This is a genomic window from Microbulbifer maximicatervae (SeqCode) (genome assembly GCF_052467325.1).
In genome coordinates, this window is sequence record NZ_CP174310.1 from 801,795 (window position 1) to 816,004 (window position 14,210).

A 14,210-nucleotide genomic window follows, 5' to 3' on the forward strand; every position below is an offset into this window, starting at 1 on the left:
TTTTAGAGATATTTTTGTTTTAGCTGATGGTGTTGAGGGGCCGCACATTACATCCCGAAAAACTTGGGGTACAATGGCCTCTGAATTATCCAAAAGCTGTGTGAGCCGGTCGTTATCACCAACAACATTGGATACGGTGAAAAACAATAGCGACTAAAACAGATTTTTACCCACTAGGAGTTAAATTGAATCATGAGCAGCATTGAAGAGCGCGTTAAAAAGATCGTTGCTGAACAACTGGGCGTTAAGGAAGAAGACGTTAAGCCTGAAGCCTCTTTTGTTGAAGATCTGGGCGCTGACTCACTCGACACAGTTGAGCTGGTTATGGCTTTGGAAGAGGAATTCGAAACTGAAATTCCCGATGAAGAAGCTGAAAAAATCACTACTGTTCAGCTGGCAATGGATTACATCAAGGACAACCTTGGTTAATTCCTGCTGGGTAGTTTAGGCACGGGCAGCTCAATATGCTGTACCTAGCCGAGCGATTCTGAAAGCCGTCCTATGTTTCATAGCGCGGCTTTCTTTTTATTTGGTACTACGGAATTGTGACTGCTGACCGGATGTTGTTCTTTTAACTACATTGGTGAAGGGCGGTAGCAGAAAATTTCAGGGGGGAGCGCAGTGTCGCAAAGAAGAGTTGTTGTAACCGGAATGGGAGTCGTTAGCCCGTTAGGTAACACCCTAGAGGATACTTGGTCTGGGGTGCTACAGGGAGCTAATGGCGCTGCTCCGATTGATACATTTGATGTTTCGGCTTTTTCAACCCGCTTCGCAGCTACTGTAAAAAACTTTGATCCCACGCCATACATGCCCGCAAAAGAAGCGCGCAAGATGGATACTTTTTTGCAGTATGGATTGGTTGCTGGTATTCAGGCAATGCAAGATAGTGGCCTGGATGTAACTGAAGAACTCGGCCCGCGGGTGGGCACTTGTATCGGCTCAGGCATGGGCGGCATCATGGCGATCGAAGACAATTCATTGCTGATTGCTGAAAAAGGTCCCCGCCGTGTATCACCTTTCTTTGTGCCTGGCGCCATTATTAATATGGTTGCGGGTAACCTTTCAATTAAGTATGGCCTCAAAGGCCCCAATCTCGCAGTGACAACCGCTTGTACCACTGGGACTCACGCGATTGGTCTCGGTGTCCGTGCGATTCAGCACGGTGATGCCGATGTGATGGTATGTGGTGGTGCAGAAATGGTTACCACCCCGGTAGGGCTCGGCGGTTTCTGTGCTGCCAGGGCATTGTCTACCCGCAATGATGATCCGCAATCTGCCAGTCGCCCCTGGGATAAAGACCGCGATGGTTTTGTACTGGGTGAGGGTTCAGCTGTACTCGTATTGGAGGAGTACGAAAGCGCGAAAGCTCGCGGAGCCAAGATTTATGCGGAAGTTGCCGGCTTTGGTATGAGTGGCGATGCTTACCATATGACGTCTCCACCGGAAGATGGTGCTGGTGCTGCACTCTCAATGGAAAATGCTTTGAGAGATTCGGGCATGAACCCCAGTGACATCCAGTATATCAACGCCCATGGTACTTCTACGGTACTGGGAGATAAGGCTGAGATTTTAGCTGTTAAAAAAGTATTCGGTGGGGCGACGGACTCACTTGCCGTGAGCTCAACCAAGTCAATGACCGGCCATCTGTTGGGAGCTGCTGGTGCTATTGAGGCAGTTTTCTCGATCATGTCGCTGCGTGACCAGGTTGCGCCTCCCACTATTAATCTCTTCTCCCCGGATGAGGCCTGTGAAGGTATTAACTTGGTGCCTCAAGAGGCCCAGTCAATGGCGATTAATGCAGTCCTATCCAACTCCTTTGGTTTCGGTGGCACCAACGGGTCACTGATATTCAAGCGAGTCTGATCCCCGTGCCCACCGCGAGGTGGGCACACCTGCCTTGGGAGCTCCATGTACCAGTTACCTCAAATGTACTTTCGGGGGCTGGCCGTTGATCAGTTGCCAGATGATGCTGATTACTCGGGTGGAATCCTCGAAACAATGCGCTGTCACAACAAAGGTCTACCGCTTTGGTCTTTCCACCGCGCTCGCCTGGAGCGTTCGGGAGTGTTGGATGAGGCCTGTCTGGGAGAAATTGAGCAGTCGACGTTAAAATTGACAGCCGGCTGTCGCTCGCCTGAGGCGATTGCGCGCCTGCGTGTTGGCAGTGTGCGCGGGCAGCAATGTTGGGATTTGGTGCTGCGGCCGCTGATTGAAACTGCTGAGGGGCAGGTGGGCACTAGCCTTTTCCCTTGTTCGACGAGCTTGCCGGTCGGTAGTAATTCGAACCAGGGCTGCAAAACTTTACTCCGTAACCGATATAATGCGGCAAAAGCAGAGCTGCCGGTGGGTCAATTTCTCGATGGATTGATGCTGGATTCGGCGGGAAGGGTCATCGAAACCCTGCGCTGTAATATCCTGGCCCGATTTGGTGGGAAGTGGATGACTCCATCCCTGCACCGATGTGGTGTTCATGGTGTGATGCGGCAGTGGCTCTCGAGCCATATCCACTGGCAAGAGGAAGACATGGGGCTTTCCGAGCTCTGTGAGGCCGATGAACTGGCTCTCTGCAACAGTGTTCGAGGTGTATTACCGGTGGTAGAGGTAATCGGTTACAGAAATTGGCCTGTGGGTGCCGAGACCCGCAAGCTACAGAAGCTGATATTGGATAAATTGTGGTGAAGAAAAAGCAAGCGAGTTTCGCTTGGAGAGTGTTGAAACTGTTATTTGGTGGGCTGGTATTAGCCTGCTTGGTTGCAGTTGCCTCTCTATACGTGGCAAAGGAAGCCTTGGAATCCCCCCTGCCGATTGCACAAGATGGGCTTACGCTTCAGGTGGAAAAGGGCGGAAGTTTGTCCCGGACGCTGCGAAGCTTGCAGGGCGAAGGGGTAATCCAGTGGCCGCAAATACTCCTCGCCTATGCCTATTGGGAGGGCACAACAGAAATCCATTCCGGCGAGTATTTAGTTCCCTTTGGCAGTAACGCGCGGGACTTGATTGCGCGCCTGAATCGCGGTGAAGTTACCCGCTATCGCATTACGCTATTAGAGGGTTGGACTTTTCGCCAGGCGCTGCGACAAATCCGCTCCGGTGACAGAATCGTTCAGTCCGAAGAGGGAAGCAATGTCAGTGCCGCTGCCCGGGCCTTGGGTTTAAAGGAAGATGAGGTCGAGGGCTGGATTTTTCCGGATACTTACGTCTATCGGTCCGGTACCACAGATATTGAACTGCTGCGCCAGGCCTATGATCGGATGCAGAAAGTACTGGATGAGGAGTGGCAATCAAAAGGGGATGATCTGCCCTATAAGTCGCCCTATGAAGCCTTAATCATGGCTTCAATTATCGAGAAAGAGACAGGGCAGCCATCGGAGCGCAGTGAAATAGCCGGTGTTTTTGTACGCCGGCTTAATAAAGGCATGCGCTTGCAGACCGACCCCACCGTAATTTATGGCTTGGGTGAGGACTTTGATGGAAATCTGACCCGTACTCACTTGCGCCAAGCAACACCTTATAATACTTACGTTATTAATGGCCTTCCCCCCACGCCGATTGCCCTGCCTGGGCGAGCGGCAATTCGGGCCGCTTTAAATCCGAAGCCCGGCAAGAGCTTATATTTTGTTGGTAAAGGGGATGGATCTCATCATTTCTCAGCGACTCTGACAGAGCACAACCGTGCGGTGCGGGAGTATCAGCTGAAAAGGCGCGCGGATTACCGCTCGAGCCCGGCAAAAGGAAAAAATTAGTGTCGCACGGCAAGTTCATCACCCTCGAGGGGGTAGAGGGGGTGGGGAAATCTACCAACTTACTCTTCATCACCGAGTGGCTCAAAAAGCACAATATTAACTTTATCCAAACGCGGGAGCCGGGAGGCACCCCATTGGCAGAACAGCTGCGAGAGCTGTTATTGGCCAAACGGGATGAATCCGTTGATCCCACGGCGGAATTATTGATGGTGTTTGCCGCCCGCGCGCAACACCTGTCTCAGGTTATACTGCCCGCCTTAAAACGTGGGGATTGGGTGATCTGTGATCGCTTCACCGATGCTACCTATGCTTACCAAGGTGGCGGTCGCAGACTGGATCGACAATTGATCGAGCAGTTGGAGCAGACAGTTCAAGGAGATTTGCGCCCAGATAAAGTGCTTTTATTGGATCTCGACCCGGAAGTGGGGCTACAGCGAGCCGCGCGCACTGGGGAAGCGGATCGGTTTGAGAGTGAGCACCTGGAGTTTTTTCAGCGGGTGCGTGCGGCTTATCGCGATCGAGCTGAAGCTGCGCCTGCCCGTTACGCGGTTGTGGATGCCGGCCAATCTCTGGAACAGGTGCAGATGGATCTAGCCAAGCAATTGGAGCTGTTGCTTTAAGCTATCTTGCCCCAGAATCTATTTTTAAATGATAAGAATTGTGGCTGATGTCTGTGCCTGAAACTTTTGAGTATAAATCGATACCGGTACCTCTTCCCTGGCACTCCGAGCAATGGCAGCGGTTGGGGTTGCAGTTGCAGGCGGGCCGCTGTCCGCACGCTTTGCTGCTGACTGGCCCAGAGGGGTTGGGAAAGCGACAATTCGCGGCTGCTTTTACGGCATTGGCCCTATGTGAACAACCGAGAGCAGGTCAGGCCTGTGGAGAATGTAAGGATTGTCGGTTGTGGGTGGCTGGCTCGCATCCTGATTTCCTACAAGTTGAACCTGAAAAGCCCGGTGGTCCGCTGAAAGTGGAACAGATCCGTCAGCTGGGCAACTTTGTTTCCCACACCAGTGGGCGGGGCGGGGCGCGTCTGGTTTGTTTGTCGCCGGCGGAGGCGATGAATGTCAACGCAGCCAATGCCCTGTTGAAAAACCTGGAAGAGCCGGCACCCTCCGTTATCTTTGTGCTGATCACCGATGCCCCCACTGGCCTTTTGCCAACCATTCGAAGTCGCTGCCAAGCCATTACTTTTCCGTCTCCAACTGAAGAGATCGCGCTACAGTGGTTATACGCAAAGGGACTGGAGGAACCGCTGGCGCAACGTGTCTTAACCCTGGCCGGTGGAGCGCCGTTATTGGCTGTTAAACTGGCTGAACCTGAATCGAGAGAAGTTCGCGAGCAGTTCTTTAAAGATCTGGTAGCTGTGGCACAGGGCGGGGCAAATTCTGTCTCTACGGCGGGCCGTTGGGAGGCGCCCCCCAGCGGTGTTGAGCTGGTTCAATTGCTACTTTTCTGGCAGCACTGGCTTGCCCAAATTGTTCAGATTCGCAGTTGTGATCTCACTGGAGATGCCCAGTTAATGGCACTATTACAGAGGCTGCCGGGGGAGGGCGAGCAAAGTTTACAGCCAGTATTTGCCTTCTATGATCATCTACTTCAGGCGCGCAAAGGGTTGCTGGGCACAGCTAACCCCAATCGTCGTTTGCTACTGGAAGAATTATTTATTCGTTGGGCAAAGCTTTTTACTTAGGCGCCTTACGCAAATCGGGTAGGGTGATTGACGTTGCCTGGACACAGGCAGCGGGCTTAGATAAGTTAGCGCATCATTTAGAAATATAAACATTGAGGTTGTTCATGAAAGCCATGGGAGGCGGTGCCCGCAACGGCATCCTGTCACTGAAAATCCAGGATAAATCTGTTCTTTACGCGGCCTATATGCCTTTTGTAAAAAATGGAGGCCTGTTTGTGAGCACCGATAAATCGTACAGCCTTGGCGATGAGGTTTTTCTACTCTTGAGCTTAATGGATGAGCCGGAAAAGATTCCGGTTGCCGGTAAAGTGATCTGGATTACCCCCAATGGTGCTCAAGGCAACCGCACTCCCGGAATCGGAGTTCAGTTTGGCGATAAGGACAATATCGCGCAAAACAAGATTGAAACTCACTTGGCGGGAACCTTAGAATCCAGCCGCCCAACCCATACGTTGTAACTCTCTAATGCTTGTTGATTCTCACTGTCACCTGGACAGACTTAAGCTCGATAAATTTGATGGCGATCTGGATGCTGTATTGGACCTGGCCCGCAGTCGCGGTGTTGGCAAATTCCTCTGTGTCGGTATCAGTTTGGAAAACGCCGATGCGGTTGTTGAAATCGCATCCCGCTACGAGGACGTAGTCTGTTCCGTTGGTGTGCACCCGCTGGATGTCGACTCTGGCATGGCGGATGTTGAGCGACTGGTAGAAATGGCTAACCAGCCCAATGTTGTTGCATTGGGGGAGACAGGCCTGGATTACTACTACAGCACTGACACCCAGGAAATCCAGCAGCAGAGCTTTATTGCACACCTGAGAGCGGCCGGGCAGGCAGAGCTTCCGGTTATTGTGCATACGAGAGATGCGCGGGAAGATACTATCGCTCTCATTAAAGAGCACGGTAATACCAATACCGCAGGTGTTCTGCACTGTTTTACCGAGAGCTGGGATATGGCCAAGGCTGCCCTGGATCTCAATTATTATATTTCTTTGTCCGGCATCGTGACCTTTAAAAATGCTGAGGAGCTGCGGGATGTCGCCCGCAGGCTGCCTTTGGATCGGTTGCTCGTTGAGACTGACTCCCCTTATTTGGCTCCAGTGCCCTATCGGGGTAAGCCCAATATTCCGGCCTATGTGCGTGAAGTGGCAGAATTTATCGCTGATTTACGCGGTATTCCCTACGAAGATCTGGCCGAAATCACCTCAGAAAACTTTTTCAGATTATTCCCCCGGGCAGTTTGATCCGGGTCTATTGGATGTTCCCCTATGATGAAGCAGCAGTTGCAAGTCATGCTGACTCTGCAAGACCAGATTAATACAGTAGTAAATGAAAACTGGCGTGAGCAAAACTTTGCCTGGTACCGCGCTATTTGGGTAGAAAGTGCAGAGTTGTTAGACCATTACGGTTGGAAGTGGTGGAAGAAGCAACTTCCAGAAATGGATCAGGTGAAGCTTGAATTGGTGGATATCTGGCATTTCGGTTTGAGCCTTGAATTGCAAAAAGGCTCTCCGCAGGAAGTGGCTGAGATCATGCTTAAGGAGTTTGCCGGTTCCGAGCATACGGCGGGTGATTTCCGTGAAAACCTCGAGTCTTTCACCTTGAACACCCTGGCCACCAAACAGTTTGATGTTGCTGGCTTTGCTCAACTATTGGCCGATGCAGAAATGTCTTTTGCTGAGTTGTACCAGCGATATGTTGGTAAAAATGTACTCAACCGATTCCGTCAGGATAACGGCTACAAAGATGGCAGCTATGTAAAAAACTGGGCGGGCCGTGAAGACAATGAACACCTAGCGGAAATTGCCGGACTTTTGGACTCATCTGCTGCTGATTACAGTGACCAGGTTTACAAGGCACTGCAGACGCGTTACCGGGAATTGGCGCTGACATAATCACTCGCAAAGAGTGTCCAATACAGTCTGAGAGGTTTTGTCATACAAATTGAGCCGCTATTTCGCTTGTGTAAGATGAAATTTACTCGCGAGGCCCTATAATGCGGCCGCTTACAAACGAGGGAGAACTATCGTGAAAGCACCTGTACGTGTTGCTGTTACCGGCGCTGCCGGTCAGATTAGCTATTCGTTGCTGTTCCGCATCGCCTCTGGCGAAATGCTGGGCAAAGATCAGCCGGTTATTCTGCAATTGCTGGAAATCACTCCGGCATTGGAAGCGCTGAAAGGCGTTGCTATGGAGCTTGAAGACTGCGCTTTCCCGCTGCTCGCGGGTATCGTTCAGTCCGATGATGCTACTGTTGCGTTCAAAGATGCAGATTACGCTTTGCTGGTAGGCGCGCGTCCCCGTGGACCGGGTATGGAGCGTAAGGACCTGCTGGAAGCTAACGCTGCTATCTTCTCTGCACAGGGTAAAGCCCTGAACGACGTTGCTTCTCGTAACGTAAAAGTACTGGTTGTTGGCAACCCGGCTAACACCAATGCCCTGATCGCTCAGCGCAATGCGCCAGACCTGGACCCGCGTAACTTCACCGCGATGACCCGTCTGGATCACAACCGCGCTCTGTCTCAGCTGGCAAACAAAACTGATTCCAGTGTTAACGACATCACCCATATGACCATTTGGGGCAACCACTCTTCCACTCAGTACCCAGACCTGCATCAAGTGAAGGTTTCCGGTGCTGCAGCCATGGATAAAGTGGAGCAGGAATGGTACGAAAACGACTTCATCCCGACTGTTCAACAGCGCGGTGCAGCTATCATCAAGGCGCGCGGTGCTTCCTCTGCGGCTTCCGCTGCCAACGCTGCCATCGACCATATGCGCGATTGGGCTCTGGGCACCGCTGAAGGTGACTGGACCAGCATGGCTGTTTTCAGCGATGGTTCTTACGGTATTCAGGAAGGCCTGATTTACTCTTTCCCTTGCACTTGCAAAGACGGCGACTGGGAAATTGTTCAAGGCGTTGACATCAACGACTTCTCCCGCGAGAAAATGTCTGCTACCGAGCAGGAGCTGGCGGAAGAGCGTGATGCAGTAGCACACTTGCTGCCGTAATAGGGAGTGACAGGTCCCAGGCCTTGGCCGCAGACCTCTCCCAAAAACCCACACTGAGGTGTGGGTTTTTTTATGCCTGAATTTTGTAAACCCCGGCCCGGACCAGGAAACTTTCCCGGTCAGTATCTTCGTGTGAGCTGCCGCCATCGGCACTACACTGATTTTATATATCTGCCGGATGTCCCTGCTATGGTCACTGAAGTTGGCCGCAACACCGCCCGTTGCGCCTGTATCCTGCTGCAGCCTAACCAGTCCCTGTCCCTCTCCGGCAATCTATGGGTGTTTTTCTCCCTGGTTGGGGTATCCCTTGGAATCAGCCTCGCTTTTGCGATGGCGGGAGCCTGGATGATTCTTCCCTTTGCCGGGCTTGAAATGATCCTGCTGGGCATCCTGTTTACCTACGTGTACCTCGAAGGGACCCGCAGAGAAGTAATACGCATCAATGAGGAGTTGGTAATTCTGGATTGCTGTAAGGGGTTCAGGCAGCAAACGGTGTATCACCGGGAGTTCGCCCGCGATAAGTTGGCAGTACTCGTAAGGATGGGGAGCAGTGCTACCGAAATGGCTTCGGTAAACTTTAGTGGTCCTGAGGGATGCCTTGAAGTCGGGGAGTTCCTCACCGAAGCTGAAAAGGCGGAGCTAGTGCAGAAGTTAGGTCGTTTTGGCATTTGTGCCAGGAAAGAGAAGGAGTTTCGTCTGCAGCAGTTCTGATTTCTCTATAGAACTGGCGTCTCGTTTGTTTCTTTTCGCTATAATCCCCGCTTTACTCTTAACTGCTCCACAGGGGATATCAGATGGCTTTTCCGAAGATCGGTAATTTGGCTCCGGCTTTTACGCTGACCAACCAAAGTGGCGAGAAAGTGTCACTTAAGGATTTTCGTGACAAAAGTAATGTGGTCCTCTACTTTTACCCGAAAGCACTTACTCCCGGTTGTACCACTCAGGCATGTGGAATTCGCGATAGTGCGGCTGAATTTAAAAAAGCCAATACTGTTGTGTTGGGGGTGAGCCCGGATCCAGAAGCAAAGTTGCAGCGCTTTATCGACAAGCACGAACTGAATTTTGATTTGCTATCTGATGAAGAACACAAGATCGCTGATAAATATGGTTGCTGGGGCTTGAAGAAATTTATGGGCAAGGAGTACATGGGGCTTCTGCGAACAACTTTTATTATCGATAAGAGTGGGCGCCTTCGCCATATTATCGACAAAGTTAAAACCAAGACCCATGACACTGATGTTTTGAATTGGATTGGCGAGAACCTGGATTAATTGCCAGACTCTGAGGGGCGGGGCTGGACTGGTGCTTGGTCTGCTGTAGCCCCTACCTTTCGGACTCAAAGGCGACATGTGGGTACCGAAAGTAAGTATTTTTGGCCCTTGGTACACAATAAGATGAAAAAAAGCACTGTCGCCCCTTGCTTTCTTAATTCTTGGTCTATACTGGCAGTTGTAAAGGAAAGGTGCGCCGGCTAGAGAGAGTCTCTCTGCGGGAATTGCCGGAGCGGTTAGTTTAAAATTGTACATCTCTGTGAAGGATTCGATGTCTGTTTTTTGGTGCATCCCGCATCACGTAGTCGTCCGCCGAAGTTGATGTTGTGTTGGTGTGGGCAGGGGCAACCGGGATTCGCTGGATGCGGACATAGAAAAATAACTGCGGCTCACGGAACTCAATAGGAGCAGCTCGATGAACCATACTCAGCCCGACCAGACTTCGCTCTCTGAAGACAAATCACTTCAGCAGGCCAGAATATCCGGAGACCCGAATATTCTCGACCAGCTGCTGGCCCCCCCCGAAGCAACCAGTTTTGGTATTGCCGCACGGGTAATAGATGTGCTGGAGCAGCGTATCGGTAAGGCCTCTCTCGCTATTCGCCCGGTAGCGTCCGACCTAAGTATGTCCACCCGGACTCTGCAACGCCGGTTGCAGGAACACAACCTCAGTTTTGCGTCTTTACGTGACCATGTTCGTTTTCGTCACGCGGTGCATTTCCTCAAAGATACTGCGCTGAGCGTTGATGGAATCTCACGAATTCTCGATTTCTCTGATCGAACCAGTTTTACCAGCGCGTTCAAACGCTGGACCGGGATGTCTCCCACTGGCTACCGCCGGCAGGTCCGCCAGAGGTTCTGAGTGTGGATTGGTTTGGCCGGTCTCTACGGGATCGGCCCAATCCGTTGCCTCGGCGGGGCAAACCCGTTAGAGTTGGCGGCAATTTAATAGGCTGACTCTTTGAGGTTTTGCATGAGCTTTTTTATCCCCTCCGCCATGGCACAGGAAGCGGCGCCGGCAGCACAGGGTAATCCGATGATAACCCTGCTGATGTTTGCGGGTTTGTTTGCATTCATGTGGTTTTTTATTATTCGCCCACAGCGCAAGCGCCAGAAAGAGCACCAAGAGCTGGTTGGCGCTCTGAAAAAGGGTGACGAAGTTGTAATGAGCAGCGGGATGCTGGGCCGCGTCGACAAGGTCGATGAGGACTACATCGTGTTGGAAGTTGCAGACAGCATGTCTTTGAAGTTCCAAAAAGTAGCTGTGCACGCAGTATTACCCAAAGGTACGATTAAAAAGATCTAATCCTATTCAGGGTTTATCTTTGAATGTCGTCACTAAAAAAGCCTGGCAATTGCCGGGCTTTTTTATGGTTACTATTTTTTGCGCGGGTAGCTTTTGTTGGACCTTGAAAGCCCACAGAAAAATTGCGGAATTAATCAAAGGCTGGACCAATTTGTCTGATTAATTTTCCAATAAAAAAACAGGTTAGACAAAAAGCAATAAATAGCACTGAAAGGCATACTTTTATTCATTTTTAAAAGCTAGTCCTCCATTAGCATACTTAGCAAGCTTGGTTCTGTTACTGCGGAAACTTTTTGCTAAGAGGTGTTCTCTTACTGAGTCACATCGATAAAACTAATAATTAGACATAACAGGTTTAATTCACCGTGCTTAAGAGCCTGCCAACAGAGTTGCCTAAGCGGTTGCGCCTGGCGAACCTGCCCACACCTCTGCAGTCGTTAGACCGAATCAGTGATCTTTACTCCCTTCCTTATGGAGGGCCCAGGATTTGGATAAAGAGAGATGACCTTACCGAGTCCGGCATGTCGGGAAATAAACTGCGAAAGCTAGAGTTTGTTGCCGCTGAGGCCCGGGCCCAAGGGGCTCAGGTTTTGATCACTTGTGGCGGAGTGCAATCCAATCATTGCCGCACCACTGCATTGGTGGGGGCTCGATTGGGGTTTAAGGTTCAGTTGATTTTGCGTGGCGAGCGCATTGCAATCCCTGATGGCAACCTTTTACTGGATGAGTTGGCAGGTGCTGAAATTGCGGTTTACTCACCGGAGGAATACTCCCGGAATTTACAAAGCCTCTTTGACAGCTGGGCTGCTGAGTATCTGTCTAGAGGGCAGAGGTCTTTCTGTATCCCCACTGGCGCCAGCGACGGTTTAGGCATCTGGGGTTATATTTCGGCCTCTCAGGAATTATTGGCAGACTGTGCAGATAGGGGCTTCTCGCCTGATCATATTTTATGCGCTACTGGCAGCGGTGGGACCCAAGCGGGTTTGACCTTGGGGTGCCACTTGCTGGAAGCCGTTACGAATGTTACGGGTTTCGCCGTTTGCGACAGTGCAAATTATTTCCAAGTGAAAGTGCGTGAGGATATTTCGCAGTGGATGGCACAGTCTGGTGTATCGCTTGATTTTGAGTCTCTCAAGATTTTGGTTAATGCCGACTATAAAGGCCCCGCTTACGGGGTGGCGGAGCCAGAGGTTTACCAAACTATTAAAGAGTTGGCTTGTCTGGAGGGGATTCTTCTCGATCCTGTCTACACTGGCAAAGCATTTCATGGTCTGCTACAGGAGTTAAAAAAAGGAAATTACCAGGGCTCAGGCAACCTGGTTTTTATTCATACCGGAGGGCAATTTGGCCTCTTCCCCCACCGAGCCCACTTCTTCCCTGTGGCCGAATAATACGACATTACTGTTCTCGTGCCGCGTAAGCTGCTAACCTGCGCAACAAATTACAGTTGTATCTGTATATAAAACAAACAGAAATAAGTCAGAGTAGTGGGGGGTTAGTTTGGATTCCTTTAACAATCTGCTGTTGTTAATAGACGGCATGCTCGGCTCAGCACCTTGGTTCCCCTGGGTGTTACTTGGAGTCGGTTTCTTTTTCACCATTTATCTTGGTTTTCCGCAGCTTCGTTATTTTGGGCATGCGATCAAGATTGTACGCGGTAAGTACGACAAGCCCGGAGACCCGGGTGATACCTCCCACTTCCAGGCATTGGCTACGGCACTGTCGGGTACCGTAGGTACCGGTAATATCGGTGGCGTTGGCTTGGCTATTTTCCTCGGTGGTCCGGCTGCGCTGTTTTGGATGTGGATGACCGCATTCCTGGGTATGACCACAAAGTTTGTGGAAGTGACCCTGTCACACAAATACCGTATTAAAGCAGCGGATGGTTACTACGCAGGTGGCCCCATGTTTTACATGGAGCGCCGTTTGAATATGAAATGGCTTGCGGTGCTCTTTGCAATCGCGACCGTTATCTGTTCATTCGGTACCGGCAGCTTGCCCCAGGTCAATAACATTGCCCAGGCAATGCACGATTCTTTTGGTGTTGAGAAGGCTCTGACGGGTGGCATCCTGGCGATTTTGCTGGGCATGGTCATTATTGGCGGTATTACCCGAATCGCTAAAGTGACCTCAACCATTGTTCCCACCATGGCAGTTATCTACGTAATAGGTGCCTTGGGCGTTATCATCTACAACTACGAAAATATTCTGCCGTCCTTTGGGGCTGTTTTCCGCGATGCCTTCACCGGTAGTGCGGCTGTAGGTGGATTCCTGGGTGCGAGCTTTGCCTATGCCTTTAACCGTGGTGTGAACCGTGGCCTCTTCTCGAACGAAGCGGGTCAGGGCTCTGCACCTATTGCTCACGCCGCCGCTCGCGCAGACGAGCCGGTTTCTGAAGGTATGGTTTCCCTGCTGGAACCCTTTATCGACACCATTATCATTTGTACCTTAACCGGACTTGTGATTCTTTCTTCTGGTGTTTGGACTGAGAAACACGAGAACCTGTTTGAAGGTGCAGATACTTACGTTGTAGCGGGTAGCTACGATGAGAAGAATACCCAGGATGTTGAGCAGCTGTTCAAGTATTTGAGCGGTCAGGAGAGTGATGTTAAGGCCTATAACGGCTCCATTGTTGTGACTGACGGCCACCCGCTGAACAGCCAGGACTTTACCCTCATCCACGCCCGTTCTATTGCTGAAGACCTGGACTTCCGTGTGGGGGATGACAGCTTCAGCGGTGTTCTGGATGTGAAAGATGGTAAGTTTGCCAATGAAGATGTGGATATTTGGGGTAAGTCCCTGGTGCACTCTGTGGCCCTGACCAATCTTGCCTTCCAGCGCGGTTACTTTGGTGAATACGGTGGTCTGATTGTAACTCTGGGAATTCTGCTGTTTGCTTTCTCTACAGCAATTGCCTGGTCATACTACGGCGACCGCTCAATGATTTACCTTTTCGGCCCCAAGGCAGTAATGCCTTACCGAATAGTTTACGTTATTGCATTCTTCTGGGCTGCGATTGAGGACACCACAGTTATTTGGAACCTCTCTGCGGTGGCCATTGTGATAATGACCTTGCCCAACCTGTTTGGTATTACTGTGTTGGCCAAGGAGATGAAAGATACCGTGAAGGACTACTGGAAAGACCCAAGCCATAAATAATTTGTCTGGGTTTGATTAAAAATAAAAAAGGCGG

At 50.9% G+C, this 14,210-nt stretch carries 16 protein-coding genes; all 16 read left to right on the top strand.

Translation table 11 applies throughout. From position 1 onward, the window contains the following. The first annotated feature begins 192 nt into the window (after positions 1 to 192). The 16 genes from acpP (at position 193) to ACJJIE_RS04100 (ending at position 14,176) form a co-directional block, all read left to right on the top strand. Entirely contained in the window at positions 193 to 429 is a 237-nt protein-coding gene (gene acpP / locus ACJJIE_RS04025; protein ID WP_020415205.1) for an acyl carrier protein, read from the top strand. A gap of 192 nt (positions 430 to 621) precedes the next feature. After that, positions 622 to 1,863 carry a beta-ketoacyl-ACP synthase II gene (fabF, locus tag ACJJIE_RS04030; protein WP_282932475.1) on the top strand — a complete coding sequence of 414 codons (1,242 nt, stop codon included), beginning with the start codon at positions 622 to 624 and terminating at the stop codon, positions 1,861 to 1,863. A gap of 45 nt (positions 1,864 to 1,908) precedes the next feature. Continuing rightward, positions 1,909 to 2,679 (top strand): aminotransferase class IV, encoded by a 771-nt coding sequence (locus ACJJIE_RS04035; RefSeq protein WP_282932476.1) that lies wholly within the window; start codon positions 1,909 to 1,911, stop codon positions 2,677 to 2,679. Between the two features lie 29 nt (positions 2,680 to 2,708). Beyond that, positions 2,709 to 3,740, top strand: a complete 1,032-nt coding sequence (mltG, locus tag ACJJIE_RS04040) for an endolytic transglycosylase MltG (RefSeq protein WP_444894746.1) — start codon at positions 2,709 to 2,711, stop codon at positions 3,738 to 3,740. Beyond that, positions 3,740 to 4,360 carry a dTMP kinase gene (tmk, locus tag ACJJIE_RS04045; RefSeq protein ID WP_282932477.1) on the top strand — a complete coding sequence of 207 codons (621 nt, stop codon included), beginning with the start codon at positions 3,740 to 3,742 and terminating at the stop codon, positions 4,358 to 4,360. Before mltG ends, tmk begins: the two co-directional genes overlap by 1 nt. Before the next feature lie 47 nt (positions 4,361 to 4,407). Beyond that, positions 4,408 to 5,433, top strand: coding sequence for a DNA polymerase III subunit delta' (locus ACJJIE_RS04050; RefSeq protein WP_444893645.1), 1,026 nt, complete (start codon positions 4,408 to 4,410; stop codon positions 5,431 to 5,433). A 104-nt stretch (positions 5,434 to 5,537) separates the two neighbouring features. Beyond that, complete coding sequence (locus ACJJIE_RS04055; protein WP_282932479.1) at positions 5,538 to 5,891, top strand: PilZ domain-containing protein; 354 nt, start codon at positions 5,538 to 5,540, stop codon at positions 5,889 to 5,891. A gap of 7 nt (positions 5,892 to 5,898) precedes the next feature. After that, entirely contained in the window at positions 5,899 to 6,675 is a 777-nt protein-coding gene (locus ACJJIE_RS04060) for a TatD family hydrolase (RefSeq protein ID WP_444893646.1), read from the top strand. 27 nt (positions 6,676 to 6,702) lie between these two features. After that, positions 6,703 to 7,326, top strand: coding sequence for a dUTP diphosphatase (locus ACJJIE_RS04065; RefSeq protein ID WP_282934678.1), 624 nt, complete (start codon positions 6,703 to 6,705; stop codon positions 7,324 to 7,326). Positions 7,327 to 7,459: 133 nt separating this feature from the next. Beyond that, complete coding sequence (locus tag ACJJIE_RS04070) at positions 7,460 to 8,440, top strand: malate dehydrogenase (RefSeq protein WP_282932481.1); 981 nt, start codon at positions 7,460 to 7,462, stop codon at positions 8,438 to 8,440. A gap of 72 nt (positions 8,441 to 8,512) precedes the next feature. Further along, positions 8,513 to 9,151, top strand: a complete 639-nt coding sequence (locus ACJJIE_RS04075; protein WP_413662277.1) for a DUF2244 domain-containing protein — start codon at positions 8,513 to 8,515, stop codon at positions 9,149 to 9,151. An 83-nt stretch (positions 9,152 to 9,234) separates the two neighbouring features. Next, positions 9,235 to 9,711 (top strand): thioredoxin-dependent thiol peroxidase, encoded by a 477-nt coding sequence (gene bcp, locus ACJJIE_RS04080; protein WP_282932483.1) that lies wholly within the window; start codon positions 9,235 to 9,237, stop codon positions 9,709 to 9,711. A 415-nt stretch (positions 9,712 to 10,126) separates the two neighbouring features. Continuing rightward, the gene (locus ACJJIE_RS04085; RefSeq protein WP_020415217.1) at positions 10,127 to 10,573 is read left to right on the top strand and encodes a helix-turn-helix domain-containing protein; all 447 of its coding nucleotides are present in this window, start codon (positions 10,127 to 10,129) and stop codon (positions 10,571 to 10,573) included. A 111-nt stretch (positions 10,574 to 10,684) separates the two neighbouring features. Next, positions 10,685 to 11,017 carry a preprotein translocase subunit YajC gene (yajC, locus tag ACJJIE_RS04090; RefSeq protein WP_282932486.1) on the top strand — a complete coding sequence of 111 codons (333 nt, stop codon included), beginning with the start codon at positions 10,685 to 10,687 and terminating at the stop codon, positions 11,015 to 11,017. 365 nt (positions 11,018 to 11,382) lie between these two features. After that, positions 11,383 to 12,408, top strand: a complete 1,026-nt coding sequence (locus ACJJIE_RS04095; RefSeq protein ID WP_444893647.1) for a D-cysteine desulfhydrase family protein — start codon at positions 11,383 to 11,385, stop codon at positions 12,406 to 12,408. A gap of 109 nt (positions 12,409 to 12,517) precedes the next feature. Beyond that, positions 12,518 to 14,176: an alanine/glycine:cation symporter family protein gene (locus ACJJIE_RS04100; protein WP_413662275.1), complete on the top strand. Its 1,659-nt coding sequence runs from the start codon at positions 12,518 to 12,520 to the stop codon at positions 14,174 to 14,176. The last annotated feature ends 34 nt before the right edge of the window (positions 14,177 to 14,210 follow it).

Excerpts from the sequence above, each read along its gene's own strand:
- acpP (WP_020415205.1), top strand. The coding sequence starts at position 193 with ATGAGCAGCATTGAAGAGCGCGTTAAAAAGATCGTTGCTGAACAACTG.
- ACJJIE_RS04035 (WP_282932476.1), top strand. The coding sequence starts at position 1,909 with ATGTACCAGTTACCTCAAATGTACTTTCGGGGGCTGGCCGTTGATCAG.
- ACJJIE_RS04050 (WP_444893645.1), top strand. The coding sequence starts at position 4,408 with ATGTCTGTGCCTGAAACTTTTGAGTATAAATCGATACCGGTACCTCTT.
- ACJJIE_RS04055 (WP_282932479.1), top strand. The coding sequence starts at position 5,538 with ATGAAAGCCATGGGAGGCGGTGCCCGCAACGGCATCCTGTCACTGAAA.
- ACJJIE_RS04060 (WP_444893646.1), top strand. The coding sequence starts at position 5,899 with ATGCTTGTTGATTCTCACTGTCACCTGGACAGACTTAAGCTCGATAAA.
- ACJJIE_RS04065 (WP_282934678.1), top strand. The coding sequence starts at position 6,703 with ATGAAGCAGCAGTTGCAAGTCATGCTGACTCTGCAAGACCAGATTAAT.
- ACJJIE_RS04075 (WP_413662277.1), top strand. The coding sequence starts at position 8,513 with ATGCCTGAATTTTGTAAACCCCGGCCCGGACCAGGAAACTTTCCCGGT.
- bcp (WP_282932483.1), top strand. The coding sequence starts at position 9,235 with ATGGCTTTTCCGAAGATCGGTAATTTGGCTCCGGCTTTTACGCTGACC.
- ACJJIE_RS04085 (WP_020415217.1), top strand. The coding sequence starts at position 10,127 with ATGAACCATACTCAGCCCGACCAGACTTCGCTCTCTGAAGACAAATCA.
- yajC (WP_282932486.1), top strand. The coding sequence starts at position 10,685 with ATGAGCTTTTTTATCCCCTCCGCCATGGCACAGGAAGCGGCGCCGGCA.